This window comes from Nesterenkonia halobia, assembly GCF_039536005.1.
Classification (GTDB): Bacteria; Actinomycetota; Actinomycetes; order Actinomycetales; family Micrococcaceae; genus Nesterenkonia; species Nesterenkonia halobia.
Genome location: NZ_BAAAYG010000002.1, coordinates 412,507 through 428,441 on the forward strand (window position 1 = coordinate 412,507; position 15,935 = coordinate 428,441).

At 72.3% G+C, this 15,935-nt stretch carries 13 protein-coding genes; 5 read left to right on the top strand and 8 right to left on the bottom strand.

Going from position 1 to position 15,935, the window contains the following annotated elements; translation table 11 throughout:
• Positions 1 to 44: 44 nt before the first annotated feature.
• The 4 genes from hisN to ABD652_RS02655 are packed head-to-tail and all read right to left on the bottom strand — an operon-like array spanning position 45 to position 4,265.
• Positions 45 to 974 carry a histidinol-phosphatase gene (gene hisN / locus ABD652_RS02640; RefSeq protein ID WP_344717864.1) on the bottom strand — a complete coding sequence of 310 codons (930 nt, stop codon included), beginning with the start codon at positions 972 to 974 and terminating at the stop codon, positions 45 to 47.
• Positions 971 to 2,158, bottom strand: a complete 1,188-nt coding sequence (gene rsgA / locus ABD652_RS02645) for a ribosome small subunit-dependent GTPase A (protein WP_344717866.1) — start codon at positions 2,156 to 2,158, stop codon at positions 971 to 973. Before rsgA ends, hisN begins: the two co-directional genes overlap by 4 nt.
• The gene (gene aroA / locus ABD652_RS02650; RefSeq protein WP_344717868.1) at positions 2,155 to 3,600 is read right to left on the bottom strand and encodes a 3-phosphoshikimate 1-carboxyvinyltransferase; all 1,446 of its coding nucleotides are present in this window, start codon (positions 3,598 to 3,600) and stop codon (positions 2,155 to 2,157) included. Before aroA ends, rsgA begins: the two co-directional genes overlap by 4 nt.
• Before the next feature lie 32 nt (positions 3,601 to 3,632).
• On the bottom strand, positions 3,633 to 4,265 hold the full coding sequence (locus ABD652_RS02655) for a DoxX family protein (RefSeq protein WP_344717870.1): 633 nt from the start codon (positions 4,263 to 4,265) through the stop codon (positions 3,633 to 3,635).
• Between the two features lie 328 nt (positions 4,266 to 4,593).
• On the opposite strand from ABD652_RS02655, the gene ABD652_RS02660 reads away from it, so the two are divergent.
• Both ABD652_RS02660 and rsrA read left to right on the top strand, forming a co-directional pair.
• The gene (locus ABD652_RS02660; protein ID WP_153144453.1) at positions 4,594 to 5,211 is read left to right on the top strand and encodes a sigma-70 family RNA polymerase sigma factor; all 618 of its coding nucleotides are present in this window, start codon (positions 4,594 to 4,596) and stop codon (positions 5,209 to 5,211) included.
• Positions 5,211 to 5,519, top strand: a complete 309-nt coding sequence (gene rsrA / locus ABD652_RS02665) for a mycothiol system anti-sigma-R factor (protein ID WP_153144454.1) — start codon at positions 5,211 to 5,213, stop codon at positions 5,517 to 5,519. The genes ABD652_RS02660 and rsrA overlap by 1 nt, the downstream gene beginning before the upstream one ends.
• A gap of 166 nt (positions 5,520 to 5,685) precedes the next feature.
• Here the strand turns inward: rsrA and ABD652_RS13945 are convergent, their stop codons facing one another.
• The 4 genes from ABD652_RS13945 to ABD652_RS02680 all read right to left on the bottom strand — a co-directional run bounded on the left by ABD652_RS13945 (position 5,686) and on the right by ABD652_RS02680 (position 11,179).
• Positions 5,686 to 5,760 carry a 50S ribosomal protein bL37 gene (locus ABD652_RS13945; protein ID WP_425486775.1) on the bottom strand — a complete coding sequence of 25 codons (75 nt, stop codon included), beginning with the start codon at positions 5,758 to 5,760 and terminating at the stop codon, positions 5,686 to 5,688.
• Between the two features lie 36 nt (positions 5,761 to 5,796).
• Complete coding sequence (locus ABD652_RS02670; protein ID WP_344717874.1) at positions 5,797 to 6,219, bottom strand: hypothetical protein; 423 nt, start codon at positions 6,217 to 6,219, stop codon at positions 5,797 to 5,799.
• 156 nt (positions 6,220 to 6,375) lie between these two features.
• On the bottom strand, positions 6,376 to 7,011 hold the full coding sequence (locus ABD652_RS02675; RefSeq protein ID WP_344717876.1) for a GDSL-type esterase/lipase family protein: 636 nt from the start codon (positions 7,009 to 7,011) through the stop codon (positions 6,376 to 6,378).
• Positions 7,012 to 7,180: 169 nt separating this feature from the next.
• The gene (locus tag ABD652_RS02680; protein WP_425574531.1) at positions 7,181 to 11,179 is read right to left on the bottom strand and encodes a multifunctional oxoglutarate decarboxylase/oxoglutarate dehydrogenase thiamine pyrophosphate-binding subunit/dihydrolipoyllysine-residue succinyltransferase subunit; all 3,999 of its coding nucleotides are present in this window, start codon (positions 11,177 to 11,179) and stop codon (positions 7,181 to 7,183) included.
• 310 nt (positions 11,180 to 11,489) lie between these two features.
• Between ABD652_RS02680 and guaB1 the strand changes: the two genes are divergently transcribed.
• The 3 genes from guaB1 to ABD652_RS02695 all read left to right on the top strand — a co-directional run bounded on the left by guaB1 (position 11,490) and on the right by ABD652_RS02695 (position 15,900).
• Complete coding sequence (gene guaB1, locus ABD652_RS02685; RefSeq protein ID WP_344717880.1) at positions 11,490 to 12,977, top strand: GMP reductase; 1,488 nt, start codon at positions 11,490 to 11,492, stop codon at positions 12,975 to 12,977.
• A 260-nt stretch (positions 12,978 to 13,237) separates the two neighbouring features.
• Positions 13,238 to 14,671 carry a hemolysin family protein gene (locus tag ABD652_RS02690; protein ID WP_344717882.1) on the top strand — a complete coding sequence of 478 codons (1,434 nt, stop codon included), beginning with the start codon at positions 13,238 to 13,240 and terminating at the stop codon, positions 14,669 to 14,671.
• Positions 14,671 to 15,900: a hemolysin family protein gene (locus ABD652_RS02695; protein ID WP_344717884.1), complete on the top strand. Its 1,230-nt coding sequence runs from the start codon at positions 14,671 to 14,673 to the stop codon at positions 15,898 to 15,900. Before ABD652_RS02690 ends, ABD652_RS02695 begins: the two co-directional genes overlap by 1 nt.
• The last annotated feature ends 35 nt before the right edge of the window (positions 15,901 to 15,935 follow it).

Sequence of the window (15,935 nt, forward strand, 5' to 3'; positions counted from 1 at the left end):
GACGAAGGCGTCGTCCAGTCAGCGGCCGGCGCCGCAGGACGGGGTCAGGAAGGGCTGAGGCCGGTTCGCCCGGCCTCGTGCTGCGCCGCCTCCTGCGGCGTGGGGGCGCCCTGCGGCGCGTCCTCCGCTGCGGCCGACGGCGCGGCCGCGGAGGGGTTCGCCCACGGCGTGGGGTCGTCCGGGGCCAGGGCGGCCAGGGCCGCCTGGTGCAGCAGGCCGTTGGTGGCCAGCGCGTTGCCGCCGGAGCAGCCGGGCTCCTCGTCGAGCGAGGTGAACTGGCCGCCGGCCTCGGTGACGATCGGCACCAGCGCGGCCATGTCGTGCAGCTCCAGCTCCGGCTCGGCGGCGAGGTCGACGGCGCCCTCGGCGAGCAGGCAGTAGGACCAGAAATCGCCGAAGGCCCGCGTCCGCCAGACCGTCTCGGTGAGCTCCAGGAAGTTCTGGCTGCGGCCCGCCGCGCGCCAGCCGGTCAACGAGGAATAGGAGAAGGAGGCGTCGGAGAGCGCCGAGACCTTCGAAACCTCCAGCGGGCGCGCCGAGGCCAGCGACTTGCCGGTGTAGGCGCCGCCGTCGCGGGCGGCCCACCAGCGGCGGCCCAGCGCCGGGGCGCTGACCACGCCCATCACCGGCTCGCCATGGTCGACCAGCGCGATGAGCGTGGCCCAGACCGGCACGCCGCGGACGAAGTTCTTCGTCCCGTCGATCGGATCGATCACCCAGCGACGCGGGCCCGACCCCGAGGAGCCGAACTCCTCGCCGTGGACGGCGTCCCGCCCGCGGGCCCGGCTCAGCTGGCCGCGGATGAGTTCCTCGGCCAGCCGGTCAGCCTCGGTGACCGGGGTGAGGTCCGGCTTGGTCTCCACGTCGAAGTCCATCGCGGAGAAGCGGGCCATCGTCTGCGCGTCCACCGAGTCGGCGATCATGTGGGCGAGGCGCAGGTCCTCGGTGTACGGGCTGGTCTGGTGGCGGTTCATGGGGACGATCCTAGTCTCTTCTCGTCCTGTTCCTCCGCAGATCCGGCGAGCGAGGAGAGCAGTCCGCGCAGCGAGGCCAGGCGTGCCGGACCGTGATCTCCGGCGCGTCCGGCCGCGACCCAGGCGTCCAGCGCGCAGCCGCCCTGCGGAGACTCATGGGCGCATCCGGGCTCGCAGTCGGCGGACCCCTCCACGAGGTCCTCGAAGGCGGCCAGCACGCCGTCGGGATCGACGTGGGCCAGGCCGAAGGAGCGCACCCCCGGCGTGTCGATGATCCAGGAGACGCCGGCGGCGGAGCCGGCCTCGTCCGCGCCCGCCGAGGAGGAGACCTCGCCGGCGGTCCGCAGCCGCAGCGCCACCGCCGAGGAGGAGGTGTGCCGCCCGCGGCCGGTGACGTCGTTGACCCCGCCGGTCGCCCGCTCGGCGCCGGTGAGCGCATTGACCATCGTCGACTTGCCCACGCCGGAGTGGCCGATCATCGCGGTGACATGGCCGTCCAGCAGGGTGTGCAGCCGGGCGACCGCCTGCTCGTCGAGCGCGTCGGCATCGGCGTCGGCGTCCTCTCCGGCGTCATCACCGGCGCCGGCGTCGGACTCCGCGTCCCGGCGGCGGGAGACCACCGTCGTCAGGCTCAGCTCCGCGTAGTGCGCGAGCAGCCCCGCCGGATCGGCGGGGTCCGCGGCCAGATCCGCCTTGGTGATCAGCAGGATCGGCTCGATGCCGGCCTCGAAGGCCGCCACCAGGGCACGGTCGATGAAACCGGTCCGCGGGGCGGGGTCGGCGGCGGCGACGACGATCAGCAGCTGGTCGGCGTTGGCGACGACGACGCGCTCGGCGTCGTCGGTGTCGTCGGCGCTGCGGCGCAGCAGCGTCGCCCGCTCCTCGATGCGCACCAGCCGGGCCAGCGTGCCCTCGCCGCCCGAGGTGTCGCCGACCAGCGCGACGACGTCGCCGGGGACGATGGGGGAGCGGCGCAGCGCCTTGGCGCGCACGGCGGTGACCAGGCGCTCGCCGTCGTCGGCGCGGTGCATATGCACCCGGTAGCGGCCGCGGTCGACGGTGATGACCCGGCCCAGCTCGGCGTCGGGATGGTCCGGGCTCTCCTTCGTCCGCGGGCGGGAGCCGCGCTTATTGGGCCGGACCTTGACATCCGATTCGTCGAAGTCGGACCAGCGGCGGCTCATCGTCCTCCGCCCTCGACCGGTGCTCCCGGTGCGCCCGGTGCGTCCGGCTCGCCGGTTCCGCCGGGCTCGACGAGGGCGCGCCACAGCTGCGGGAAGGTCGGCATCGTCTTGGCCGTGCAGCCGATGTCCTCGACCTCCACGCCGTCGAGCCGCAGCCCCAGCACCGCGGCGAAGGTCGCCATCCGATGGTCGGCGTAGCTGCGCACCAGGTCGCCGCGGACCGCCGGAGTGCGGATGCTGAAGCCGTCGTCGTGCTCGTCGACGGCGGCGCCGAGGCGGCGCAGCTCCGCGGCCAGCGCCGCGATCCGGTCCGTCTCGTGGCCGCGCAGGTGTCCCACGGCGGTGAAGGTGGTCGCGCAGTCCGCGAGGGCGGCCAGCGCGGCGACGGTCGGGGTGAGCTCGGCGGTGCCGTCGACGAGGCCGGGGGAGGTCACCTGCGGCGCGCCGGAGCCGTCGCGGCCGCCGCGCACGGTCAGCGTCTGCGTGGCCGCGGAATCCTGCCCCGTCGGCTCGTCGACGAGCTCGACGGCGGCGCCGAACTGCGGCAGCAGCTCGGTCCAGCGGCGGCCGATCTGGGTGGACTCCCGCGGCCAGCCGCGCATGGTGACCTCGCCGCCGGTGGCCGCCGCGGCGACCAGGAACGGGCCGGCGTTGGAGAGGTCCGGCTCCACGCGCACGGTGAAGGCCGGGATCGACGCCGGCGCCACGCGCCACACCGCCGGTTCCGAGTCGTCGACCTCCACGCCGGCGGCGCGCAGCACCGCCACCGTCATCGCCACGTGCTCGGAGGAGGGCACCGTCGAGCCGGTGTGGCGCAGCGTGAGCCCCTCGCGCATGCGCGGGGCGGCGAGCAGCAGTCCGGAGACGAACTGCGAGGAGGCGGAGGCGTCGACGGCGACCTCGCCGCCGGCCAGTCCGCGGCGGGAGCGCAGCGTGAACGGCAGCGTCTCCGGCCGCCGCACCCCGGCATCGGCGGATGCGCCGGCGGTGACCTCGGCGCCGAGCGCGGCGAGCCCCTCGAGGACCGCACCCATCGGGCGGACCCGGGCCTCCGGGTCGCCGTCGAAGCGCGCGGTGCGGCCGGTCAGCGCGGCGACTGCCGGCAGGAAGCGCATCACCGTGCCGGCCAGGCCGCAGTCGACCTCGACCGGCGGGGCGCCGTCGTCGCCGTCGGCATCCAGCGTCAGCGGCGTGATGCGCACCGCCGGCTCGCCGGTCGAGGGATGCTCGGCGAGATGCTCGACGCCGGCGCCGAGCGCGGACAGCGCCTGCAGCATCAGCGAGCTGTCACGGGACTCCAGGGGGTTGACGACCACCGACGGGCCGTCGGCCAGGGCGGCCAGCAGCAGATGCCGGTTGGTCAGCGACTTCGAGGCGGGCACGCGGATCTCTCCACGCACCGGCGCCCCCGCCCGCGGCGCAGGCCACGGCTCCGGGGGCACCGGGTGAGCAGGCGTCGTGCGGGGCGCGGAGCTCAGGAGGCCGCCTCCGTCTTCTTCTTGGCCTCCTCGGCGACGGCGGCCACGGCCTGCCGCGCCTCGCGCTCGGCGTTCTTCAGTCCCTTGGAGGCGGCCTTCTGGTACGCCTTCAGCGTCTTCACCGCCTCGCCTCCGGTCTGCTCGGCGATCTTGTGGGTCTTGTCGCTGAACGGCGACCCCTTCGCGGTCTTCGCCAGGTGCTCGGCCCGCCAGGACAGCGAGGGGCGCCCGTCGAGGTCCACCACGGCCAGCCCGAGGCCTCCGAGGATGCCCAGGTTCTTCAGCAGCCCGGTGCGCACGGCGGCGCCGTCGGCGGACTCGGCCCGGGCGGTGCGGAACTCCACGTAGGTGTCGAGCTTGTGCACGCCGACCAGCGTCAGCGCCGCCAGCCGGGGGAACTTCCCGATCGCCAGCGCGGCGCCGGCGACGACCTGGACTCCGCCGAGGACCTGCGTGGTGCGCTGCGGGTGCCCGGTGACCGGTTCAGCCTGCGGCACCAGCGACCCGACCTCCTCCAGCGTGGGCTCGAGCGCCTCGGCGGCCTCCGGAGTGTTCCGGAGACGGTCGACGCCGTGGACGATGAAGCCGGCGCCGAGCATCGGCCGGGCGAGTGTGCGGATCAGAGACATGGAATCCTCCTGTGGCGGTACCGCCGCCGGCGGCCTCGGCCGGCGGGGACTCGGGGGTCGAGTCGGGACGTGCGCGCCGAGGCGACGAGGCCCGGGCACTCTCCACACGCCAATCTACCCAATCAGCGCGGGACTCGGAATCATGTCCGCGTGCTCACAGCTGGCCGCGGCGCGGAATGCCGCGGCCCCGCCGGTCGTTGAGCCGTGCATGAGCACAAGTACGCTGGAGCGACCACAGACCGCGAGTCCTCTCGCCGAGGCCCCGGGGGCCGCGCCCGCGCGGCCGGCTGGGGGCGCGGGCGCGGCGGTGCGCGTACACTCGGAGGCGATGGATGACCACGAGGAGAACGCCGACGTGTCCGAGGAGACCGAGGCCCAGCGCCGCCGGCGCTTCGAGGCCGAGGCGATGCAGTATGTCGACCAGCTGTATTCGGCGGCGATGCGGATGACGCGCAATCCCCAGGATGCCGAGGACCTGGTCCAGGAGGCCTACACGAAGGCCTACTCGGCCTTCCACCAGTACAAGCCCGGCACCAATCTCAAGGCCTGGCTGTACCGGATCCTGACCAACACCTACATCAACATCTACCGCAAGAAGCAGCGCCAGCCGCAGCAGGCCAACACCGAGACGGTGGAGGACTGGCAGATGGCCCAGGCCGCCGAGCACACCTCCTCCGGGCTGCGCTCGGCCGAGGCCGAGGCTCTGGACCACCTGCCGGACTCGGACGTCAAGGACGCCCTGCAGCAGATCCCGGAGGAGTTCCGCCTGGCGGTGTACTTCTCCGACGTCGAGGGCTTCGCGTACAAGGAGATCGCCGAGATCATGAACATCCCGATCGGCACGGTGATGTCCCGTCTGCACCGCGGCCGGAAGCTGCTGCGCGGTCTGCTGACCGACTATGCCCGCGAACGCGGCTTCAAGAACAAGAAGCTGGAGGCCCGCTGATGAGCGACGAGACCACCGACGAGACGTGTCGCGAGGGCGACTGCCGCGAGACCGACGAGCGCATGGAGCGCATCTACGAGTACCTCGACGGCCAGCTGAGCCGGCAGGACCTCGAGGACGTGCGCACCCATCTGCACGACTGCCCGGACTGTGCGACCGAGTACGACCTCGAGTGCATCATCCGCAGCGTGGTGCGCCGCTCCTGCACCGAGCGGGCCCCCGACACGTTGAAGGTCACCATCATGGAGCGCATCAGCCAGCTCCGCGGCGAGGCCGGCCACGACGTCGTCGGACGCGAATCGGCCTGAGCGCCTGACCACCGGGCCCGGCCCGGACGCATCGAACCCCCTGCAGACCACGGTCTGCAGGGGGTTCGACGTCGTCAGGTGCGCTCTCGCGCCTCCGGCCGATCAGGGCCGGGGCCGGGACCCTCGGGTCGCGGCCCCTCCGAGGCGCCCGCCGATCCCGTCGGGATCAGCTGTTCGGGCGCTTGCCGTGGTTGGCCTTGTTCTTCCGGCGCGCGCTGCGCTTGCGTCCACGCTTGCTCATAGGGCGAACTCCTCTCGTCGACTGGAGTCCATCCTACTACGCCCCGCCGCGGCGCGGGCGACGGCGCTCGCCGCCGATCAGCGCCGCCGAGATGGCCGCCAGCCAGAGATCCTTGGCCAGCATGGTGCCCTCCTGGCTCGGACGGACGCCGTCCTTGCGCGTCATCGCGTCGTTGCGGAAGTACATGCTCAGCATCCCCGCGGTGAACCCTCCCAGGGCGACGCCGGCGACCCGGTCGTTGACGAACGGCGTCAGCAGAGCGGCGCCGACGCCGATCTCGCCGACGGCCAGCGCCCGACCGAACGTCTCGGGGGAGAGCTTCGAGACGGCGGGCACGCCGGTGGCGGCCATGCTCTGCAGCCCCGCCGCCGAGTCGGCGTCGAGGGAGAGCTTGCCGATGCCGGAGTCCAGGAGGAAGGCGCCGGGCACGGCGCGCAGGGCGACCGAGGAGAAGGACATGGAGAGGCTCCGTTCTGTGGTTGGGGCGGCCGCGGCACGGCCGGACGGTCCGGGGGAGAGAACTCCCGCGGATGCGGCGCCATTCCCGGCGCCCGATCCGGCCCGGCCGACCCGGCCAGCCCGGCACCGTCCGGCCCGGCCGGCGCCGGAGGCGCCTCAGGTCGTCGGCTCGGCGAGCCCCAGCCACGGGTACCAGCCGCGGTGCAGCACCAGCCAGGCGATGAGGCCGTAGCCGGCCTGGCCGGGCTGGCCGTCGTTGGCGGCCAGGTCTCCGCGCCACTGCTCGTGCTGCAGCAGCGGGGTGAAGGTGTCCACGTAGACGTGTCGACGTCGTGAGGCGACGTCCTCATAGGCGGCGTTGAGCTCGGCGATGCGCTGATTGCGCTCGGAGTCCAGCGTCGGGACGGGACCGACCACCAGGCAGCGGATGCCCTCCTGCGAGGCGCGGTCCAGGATGTTGGCGAGGTTCAGCCGGCCCCGGGCCGACGAGGTCTCGCTGTCCAGGTCGAGGTCGTTGAGCGCGATGACGAGGTGGTTCTCCGTCCCGGCCTCGAAGCGGCGGAGGGCCTCCTCCCGCCAGCGCTGCGAGAGCGCCTCGGTGCCCTCGCCCGGCATCGCCAGCACGTAGTGCTCGAGACGCACCGACTCGGTCGGGGTCTTGGCGAGCACACGGCCCAGCCAGCCCAGCGCCCGGGGGTCGCCGACCCCGGTCAGCAGCTCGTTGCCGACTGCGACGATTCTGATGCTGCGTTCCACAGTGTCCTTTCCCAGTCCCTGATTCCGGTCCTGCATGGAGGCCGCGTCGTCGAGGGCGCCCCTTCCTGAGGGGCGCCCTCGACGACGCGGAGATCCCTGAACTCCGACCGTACTCGCCGTGCCGGCGGTGCGCCCGATGGACGCTCCGAGGGGCCGACGATCTCTCCGGATCGGCGGCCCCTCGGAGCGGCGACGGCGGACCGGCTCAGAGGTCCAGGTGCGGGAACGCCTCGCCGAGCAGAGTCTCCAGCTCCTGGGCGTGGCGCCGCGCCTGGCCCACCGACGTCGCCGCCGAGTCGGACCGCGAGATCGACCGCATCTCATGCGTCAGCTGCGGGAGCAGGTTGAGGGCGAGGAAGGGCCACGGGCCCTGGTTCGCCGGCTCGTCCTGGGCGTAGACGACGTCGGTCGCGTGCGGGTAGCGGTCCAGCTCGGCCTGCAGCTGCTCCACCGGCATCGGGTAGAGCTGCTCCAGCCGCACGATCGCGGTGCGCTCGTCCTGGTGCTTCTGGCGCGTGGCGTCCAGGTCGTAGTACAGCCGCCCGGAGGTCACCAGCACCCGCTCGACCTTCTGCGGGTCGACCTCGGCGTCGCCGATGACCTCGTCGAAGGTGCCGGTGGTGAAGTCCTCCACCGCATTCGCCGCGGCCTTCAGCCGGAGCAGCTGCTTCGGCGAGAAGACGATCAGCGGGCGCCGCGGCCGGGCGACGGCCTGGCGGCGCAGCAGGTGGAAGTAGTTCGCCCCGGTCGAGGGCATGACCACCGTCATGTTGTCCTGGGCGCAGAGTTGCAGGAAGCGCTCCGGACGTCCGGAGGAGTGGTCCGGGCCCTGACCCTCGTAGCCGTGCGGCAGCAGCATCACCACCGAGGACCGCTGGCCCCACTTCTGCTCGGCCGAGGAGATGAACTCGTCGATCACCGTCTGCGCGCCGTTGACGAAGTCGCCGAACTGCGCCTCCCAGAGCACCAGGGCCTCGGGGTTCTCCACCGAGTAGCCGTACTCGAAGCCGACCACGCCGTACTCCGACAGCGCCGAGTCGTAGATGAAGAACCGCGCCTGGTCCTCGGTGAGGTTCTTCAGCGGGTACCACTCGTCGCCGTTGTGCCGATCGTGGAAGACCGAGTGCCGCTGCACGAAGGTGCCGCGCCGCGAGTCCTGGCCGGAGAGCCGGACCTCGGTGCCCTCCATGAGCAGCGAGCCGAAGGCCGCGATCTCGGCGAAGCCCCAGTCGATGCCGCCCTCGCGGGACATCTTGGCCCGCTTCTCGAGCAGCGACTTCAGCTTCGGATGCGGGGTGAAGTCCGAGGGGATGTTGGTGTGGACCTCTCCGATGTGGGCCAGCGTCTCCTCGGAGACGGCCGTGTCGGTCGGAGCCCGCTCGGGAGTGGCCTCCTCGTCGGCCGAGGAGGTCGGGGCCAGCTCGTCGCCTCCGCCGGAGTCGACGGTGGAGATCGGCTGGGTCTTCGCGGCGTGGGTCTCGGTGAAGACGCGCTCCAGCCGCTGGCGGAAGTCCTGCAGCGCCTGGTCGGCCTCCTCCTGGGTGATGTCGCCGCGTCCGACCAGCGCCTCGGTGTAGAGCCGGCGGGTCGAGCGCTTGGCCTCGATGAGGTTGTACATCTTCGGCTGGGTCATCGACGGGTCGTCGCCCTCGTTGTGGCCGCGCCGGCGGTAGCAGATCAGGTCGATGACCACGTCCTTGTTGAACCGCTGGCGGTACTGGAAGGCCAGCTGCGCCACGCGGGCGACGGACTCGGGGTCGTCGCCGTTGACGTGGAAGATCGGAGCCTGGATCGCCTTGGCCATGTCGGTGCAGTAGGTCATCGACCGGCCCGCCTGCGGGGCGGTGGTGAAGCCGACCTGGTTGTTGACCACCACGTGCACGGTCCCGCCGGTGCGGTATCCGCGCAGCTGGGAGAGGTTCATGGTCTCGGCCACCACGCCCTGGCCGGAGAAGGCGGCGTCGCCGTGGACCAGCAGCGGCAGCACGGAGAACGAGTTGAGGTTGTCCGAGCCCTTGTCCAGGCGGTCCTGGATCGCGCGCGTGACGCCTTCCAGCACGGGGTTGACCGCCTCCAGATGGGAGGGGTTCGCCGCGAGGTAGACCCTGGTGGAGTTGCCCTGATCGGAGGTGAAGGACCCGCGGGTGCCCAGGTGGTACTTCACGTCGCCCGAGCCGATGCCGGAGTCGCGGCCCTCGAACTCCTGGAAGATCTGCGCGTAGGTCTTGCCGGCGATGTTGGCGAGCACGTTGAGCCGCCCGCGGTGGGCCATGCCGATGGTGACCTCGTCGAGGCCCTCGTCGGCCGCGCCGGAGAGGATGACGTCGAGCAGCGGGATGAGCGACTCGCCGCCCTCCAGCGAGAAGCGCTTCTGACCGACGAACTTGGTCTGCAGGAAGGTCTCGAAGGCCTCGGCCGAGTTCAGCCGGCCCAGGATCCGGAACTGCTCGTCCCGCGAGGGCTTCTCATACGGGTGCTCGATCTCATCCTGGAACCACTGCCGCTCCTCCGGCGACTGGATGTGCATGTACTCCACACCGGTGTTGCGGCAGTAGGTGTCGCGCAGCACGCCCAGGATGTTGCGCAGCGGGAGCATGGACTTGCCGCCGAAGCCGCCGGTGGGCCAGTCGCGGTCGAGGTCCCAGAGCGTCAGCCCGTGGGTCTCGATCTCCAGGTCCGGATGGTCGCGCATCCGGTACTCCAGCGGGTCCACCGAGGCCATCAGATGCCCGCGCACGCGGTAGGCGTGGATGAGCTGCTGGATGCGGGCGACCTTGTTGACCTGGTCCTCGGGGTTGACCTGGATGTCGGCCGACCAGCGCACCGGCTGGTAGGGGATCCGCAGGGCCTCGAAGATCTCGTCGTAGAAGCCGTCCTCGCCCAGCAGCAGCTGGTGCATGGTCTTGAGGAACTCGCCCGAGGTCGCGCCCTGGATGACGCGGTGGTCGTAGGTCGAGGTCAGCGTGATGACCTTCGAGACGGCCAGCTTGTTCAGCGTCTTCTCCGAGGCGCCCTGGAACTCGGCCGGGTACTCCAGCGCGCCCACGCCGACGATCGTGGCCTGCCCCTTGGACAGCCGCGGCACCGAGTGGACGGTGCCGATGCCTCCCGGGTTGGTCAGCGAGACGGTGGTGCCGGAGTAGTCGTCCGGGGTGAGCTTGTTGTCCCGGGCGCGCTTGACGACGTCGTCGTAGGCCGCCCAGAACTGGGTGAAGCCCATCTCCTCGGAGGCCTTGACGTTCGGCACCACCAGCGCCCGGGTGCCGTCGGGGCGCGGCATGTCGATGGCCAGGCCGAAGTTGACGTGGGCCGGCTGCACGGCGGCGGGCTTGTCGTCCTTGACGTCGTAGGTGACGTTCATCGCCGGGTGCGCGCGCAGCGCCTTGAGCATCGCATAACCGATGATGTGGGTGAACGACACCTTGCCGCCGCGAGTGCGCTTGAGGTGGTTGTTGATCACCACGCGGTTGTCGATCAGCAGCTTCGCCGGCACGGCGCGGACGGTGGTCGCCGTGGGCACCGAGAGCGAGGCGTCCATGTTGGCCGCGATCGCCTTCGACATGCCCTTCAGGACGGTGACCTCGTCCTCCTTCTCCTCCGTGGCCGTCGATTCGCCCGCCGAGGGCTCGGAGGGGATGGGACGGGTGTCGGAGTCCGGGGCCTTCCGGGTCGTCGGCGTCTTCGGCGCGGCGGGGGCGGAGGCGGAGGTGGCGGAGGTCGAGGGGCCCTTCTCGCCGCGCGGCTTCTGGGCGTGGTCCGGCTCGGCCGGCTTCGCCGTCGACGGGGTGCTCCGCGGCGGGGTCGCCGTGCCGGAGCCGTCGCGCGAGGACTTCTCGGCGGGGGCCTCCGCGTCGGGAATGTCCGAGGCGGGCGCCGGTGCGGCGCCGTCGGCGGCGGAGGCCGAGCCGGCGGGCGAGGGGCTCGCCGATCCGCGGGCGCCGTCATCGGCGGCGCCGCGGGCCGAGGAGCCGGCGGCGGAGGAGGCGGAGGCCGGAGGGGGCGTCGTCGAGGTCGTCGACGACGTCGACGCCGACGGGGCCGCCGCGCCGTCGTCGGCGCTCTCCGACTCCATCCGGCGGAAGATGTCAGCCCACTTCCGGTCCACTGAGCCGGGGTCCGCCCTGTACTTGTCGTATATGTCGGCGACCAGCCATTCGTTTCCGGGGAATTCCTCCGCGAGACGGCTGGACGTTAGCTCTGGCACTGTGGATACGCCTCTTCCATATGTGTGTCGGTCGGTTCTGGAGCACCACGACCGTCCAGCTGCAGGAGCCGACGCTCGGCCGCGGTGCGACAGTCCTGCCCACAGGGGAGATCCGACGACGGCTTCATCGCCGTCTCGGGGACATGCGCCCGGCGGGCCGGCGACGCTGTCGGTCACCTGCCGACCAGCATAGTGATTCGACCTGCCGCATCGCCACTGGGCGCGGTATCGTGTCCCAGGCCGTGCGACCCGCTCACGGGCAGGTCCCCGCGGCACGGGCACGACATATGAAGGGGCGGACGACCCGCGCATGAAGTTCCTCAACGAGCCGACCACCGATCTCACCTACGCCGACGTCTTCCTGGTGCCCTCGCGGTCCGAGGCGATGTCGCGCACCGAGGTCGACATCTCCGCCGACGACGGCACCGGCTCCACCATCCCGCTGGTCTCGGCGAACATGACGGCGGTGACCGGCCGGCGGATGGTCGAGACCATGGCGCGCCGCGGCGGGCTGGGCGTGCTGCCCCAGGACGTCCCGCTGGAGGTCATCCGTCAGGTGGCCCAGTGGGTCAAGTCCTGTCACCCGGTGCTGGAGACGCCGCTGAAGGTCTCGCCGCAGGACACGGTGCTCGACGTGCTGCATCTGCTCGACAAGCGCAGCCACGACGCCGTCTGCGTCGTCGACGAGGACATGCGCCCGGCCGGGATCGTCCACGCCGAGGACGGCGTCGGCCGGGACCGCTTCTCCTCGGTGGGCTCGGTGATGCGCATGCCGCAGGTCCGCTTCACCACCGCCGAGCTGGGTCTGGAGGCCGACGACGACGGCGCCGCGCTCGCCGAGGGGCTGCGCCAGGCCTTCCTCGCCATGGACGCCGCCGCGGTGGAGTACGCGCCGGTGACCACGTCCGAGGGCGTGCTCGCCGGCGTGCTCACCCCGCGCGGTGCGCTGCGCTCGACGCTGTTCACCCCGCACGTCGACGCCTCGGGTCGTCTGGCGCTGGCCGCGGCGGTGGGCATCAACGGCGACGTCGCCGCCAAGGCCGAGGCGCTGCTCGACGCCGAGGTCGACGTGCTCGTCGTGGACACCGCCCACGGTCATCAGCGGCGCATGCTCGACGCGCTGGCCGCGGTCCGCGAGGTCGTCGACGTCCGCGGGGCGGCGGTGCCGGTGGTCGCCGGCAACGTGGTCACCGCCGACGGCGTGCGCGACCTGATCTCCGCCGGGGCCGACATCGTCAAGGTCGGCGTCGGCCCCGGGGCGATGTGCACCACGCGGATGATGACCGCCGTGGGCCGTCCGCAGTTCTCCGCCGTGCTCGACTGCGCGGCCGCCGCCCGCGAGCTGGGCGGCCGCATCTGGGCCGACGGCGGCGTGCGCCATCCGCGCGACATCGCCCTCGCGCTGGCCGCCGGCGCCTCCCAGGTGATGGTCGGCTCCTGGTTCGCCGGCACCTACGAGTCGCCGGGCGATCTGGTCGCCGAGGCCGACGGCCGGCGGTACAAGGAGAGCTACGGGATGGCCTCCTCGCGGGCGGTGCAGAATCGCACCGCCGGGGAGGACGCCTTCTCCCGGGCGCGGAAGGGGCTCTTCGAGGAGGGCATCTCGACGTCGAAGATGTACCTGGATCCGGAGCAGCCCGGCGTGGAGGATCTGCTCGACTCGATCACCTCCGGCGTGCGCTCCTCGATGACCTACGCCGGGGCGGGCGATCTGGCCGCCTTCCGCGAGCGGGCCGTGGCCGGGGTGCAGTCCGCCGCCGGCTACGAGGAGGGCAAGCCGGTCCCGACCACCTGGTGAGCCGCGAACCGGCGCCGTGCCGGCGTCATGCCGGCGGCGTGCCGGGTGGTGGCGGTCACCCGCGGGCATCGCTACACTGGGTCTTCTCATGGAGTATCGACAACCGGGTCCCGTCCCTCGACGCTCGACCCCGCACCACCCTGTCCTGCCCCACGACCGCCCGCGTCTGAGCCGGCCGCCGCACGGCGGCCCGCCCGCCGCGGGCGGAGCCGCGCCGCGGCGGGGACGTCCCGGCGGAGCGCGGAGGTGCACCGCCTGACGTGGAATGGATCCTTCTGGGCCTCGGCCTGCTGCTGATCCTCGGCACGGCGTTCTTCGTCGCCGTCGAGTTCTCGCTGGTCGCCCTCGACCAGCCCACCGTCCAACGCGCCGTCGACCGCGGCGACCCCGGGGCCCGGGCGCTGCTGTCCTGCCTGCGCTCGCTGTCGACCCAGCTGTCCACCTGCCAGCTGGGCATCACCGTCACCACGCTGCTCACCGGCTACGTCGTCGAGCCGGCGCTGGGGGCGCTGCTGGACTCGCCGCTGACCGCCCTCGGGGTGCCCGACGCCGCCGCCGGACCGGTCTCGCTGATCATGGCGATGCTGCTGGCCACGCTGGTCTCCATGCTGCTCGGCGAGCTGGTGCCGAAGAATCTGGCCATCGCCGAGGCCGAGCGGCTGGGCCGCGCGCTGGCGCGCCCGCAGCTGATGGTCACCGCCGTCGCCAAGCCGCTGGTGCTGCTGCTCAACGGCTTCTCCAACCTGGTGCTCCACCGCTTCGGCCTGGAGGTCAAGGAGGAGCTCTCCGGGGCGCGCACTCCGGAGGAGCTCTCCTCGATGGTCCGTCGCTCGGCGAAGCTCGGCACGATGGACGCCGACACCGCCACTGTGCTGGACCGCACGCTGCGCTTCGCCGAGCAGACCGCCGCCGACGCGATGACCCCGCGTCCGCGGATGGCCGCCGTCGAGGCCGAGGCCCCGCTGACCGAGCTGATCGGCCTGGCCCGGCGGACCGGCTACTCGCGGTTCCCGGTGCTCGGCGAGTCCGTCGACGAGGTCCGCGGCGTCACCCATGTGAAGAAGGCCGTGGCGGTCCCGCGCGACAAGCGCGAGGGCCTGGTCGCGGCCACGGTGATGTCCGAGGTGACCCGCGTGCCCGAGACGCTCTCGCTGGACGCGCTGCTGCCGGTGCTGCGTGAGGCCTCGCTGCAGATGGCGGTGGTCGTCGACGAGTACGGCGGCACCGCCGGGGTGGTCACGCTGGAGGACCTGATCGAGGAGATCGTCGGCGAGGTCGCCGACGAGCACGACCGGATCGCGCCGGGCGTGCTGCAGTCGGCCGGCGGCGACTGGTTCTTCCCCGGCCTGCTGCGCCCCGACGAGATCAACGCCCAGATCGTCGGGCTCACCGTGCCCGACGACGCCGCCTACGAGACCGTCGCCGGATTCGTCGTCGATGCGCTGGGACGGCTCGCCGCAGTCGGCGACGAGGTTCCGGTCTCCGGCGGCACGCTGCGCGTGGTCGTCGTCGACGGCCGCCGCATCGACCGGGTGCGCTTCATCCCCGACGCCGAGGCGCGCCGGGCCGCGCTCGTCGCCCAGGCCGAGCGCGGCGAGCGCGGCGCGCCGGTCGCGGCCGGGGCGGCGCCCGCCGTCGAGAGCGCCGTCGAGAGCGCCGGGAGATCCGCGCGAGCCGAGAGAGGGGGACGCTGATGGGCGGCGACCTGATGGGCGCGGTGTGGCTGATCGTGCTGCTGGCCGGCAACGCCTTCTTCGTCGGCGGCGAGTTCGCCGTGATGTCGGCGCGGCGCAGCCAGATCGAGCCGAAGGCCGAGGCGGGATCCCGCCGGGCGAAGACCGCGCTGCACGCCATGGAGCACGTCTCGCAGATGCTGGCGGTCGCCCAGCTGGGCATCACCGTCTGTTCGCTGCTGATCCTGCTGATGTCCGAGCCGGCGATCCATCATCTGCTCACCGAGCCGCTGGTCGACCTGGGGCTGCCGGCCTCGGTCGCCGGCACGGCGGCCTTCGTCGTCGCGCTGGTGCTGGTGACCTTCCTGCACGTGACCTTCGGCGAGATGGTGCCAAAGAACTTCGCCGTCTCGGTGGCCGACCGGGCGGTGCTGCTGCTGGCGCCGCCGATGGTCCTGCTGTCCCGGATCCTGCACCCGGTGATCCTGCTGCTCAACGCCGCCGCGAACCTGGTGCTCCGAGCCGTCGGCGTCACCCCGCGCGACGAGGTCGTCTCGACCTTCACCCTCGAGGACATGCAGTCGATCGTCGCCGAGTCCACCCGCGACGGCACCGTGCACGACGAGGCCGGGGTGATCGCCGGGGCGCTGTCCTTCAGCGAGGTCACCGCCTCCGACGTCATGGTTCCGCTCTCCGAGGTGGTCACCGTCCCGGCCGACGTCTCGCCGAAGAAGGTCGAGCGTGCCGTCGGCCGCACCGGATTCTCCCGCTTCGTGGTGGCCGACGGCGACGACGCCTTCATCGGCTACGTCCATCTCAAGGACGTGATGAGCCTGCCGGCGAGCCGGTATCGCGAGTCGATCCCGGTGACCGCGATCCGCTCGCTGGGCAACATGACCGGCGGCGACCAGGTCGAGGACTGCCTGGCGCAGATGCAGCGCACCGGCTCGCACCTGGCCCGCGTGATCGATGAGGACGGCGAGACCCGCGGGATCCTCTTCCTGGAGGACGTGCTCGAGGTGCTCGTCGGCGAGATCCACGACGCGACCCAGTCCCGTGACTCGCGGCGCCGGCACCGGGTGGAGGAGGAGCCGGCAGAGGAGGAGCCGCTCGAGGAGGAGCGCGAGGTCGAGCTCGCCGGGCGCGCCGGACCGGCGGTGCGGACTGCGCCGGCGGAGCGTCGGCGGGACGCCGACTCCAGGCCGGAGGAGTTGAGATTTGTTCGCAATAGGGGGCCCGGCGTACGCTGATCTCTGCAGTCGGCGGCCCGCGCCTCCGACCCGGG

Bases quoted from the DNA above. Each gene is read 5' to 3' on its own strand.
- hisN (WP_344717864.1), bottom strand. From the start codon at position 974: ATGAACCGCCACCAGACCAGCCCGTACACCGAGGACCTGCGCCTCGCC.
- rsgA (WP_344717866.1), bottom strand. From the start codon at position 2,158: ATGAGCCGCCGCTGGTCCGACTTCGACGAATCGGATGTCAAGGTCCGG.
- ABD652_RS02655 (WP_344717870.1), bottom strand. From the start codon at position 4,265: ATGTCTCTGATCCGCACACTCGCCCGGCCGATGCTCGGCGCCGGCTTC.
- ABD652_RS02660 (WP_153144453.1), top strand. From the start codon at position 4,594: ATGGATGACCACGAGGAGAACGCCGACGTGTCCGAGGAGACCGAGGCC.
- rsrA (WP_153144454.1), top strand. From the start codon at position 5,211: ATGAGCGACGAGACCACCGACGAGACGTGTCGCGAGGGCGACTGCCGC.
- ABD652_RS02670 (WP_344717874.1), bottom strand. From the start codon at position 6,219: ATGTCCTTCTCCTCGGTCGCCCTGCGCGCCGTGCCCGGCGCCTTCCTC.
- ABD652_RS02675 (WP_344717876.1), bottom strand. From the start codon at position 7,011: ATGCAGGACCGGAATCAGGGACTGGGAAAGGACACTGTGGAACGCAGC.
- guaB1 (WP_344717880.1), top strand. From the start codon at position 11,490: ATGAAGTTCCTCAACGAGCCGACCACCGATCTCACCTACGCCGACGTC.
- ABD652_RS02695 (WP_344717884.1), top strand. From the start codon at position 14,671: ATGGGCGGCGACCTGATGGGCGCGGTGTGGCTGATCGTGCTGCTGGCC.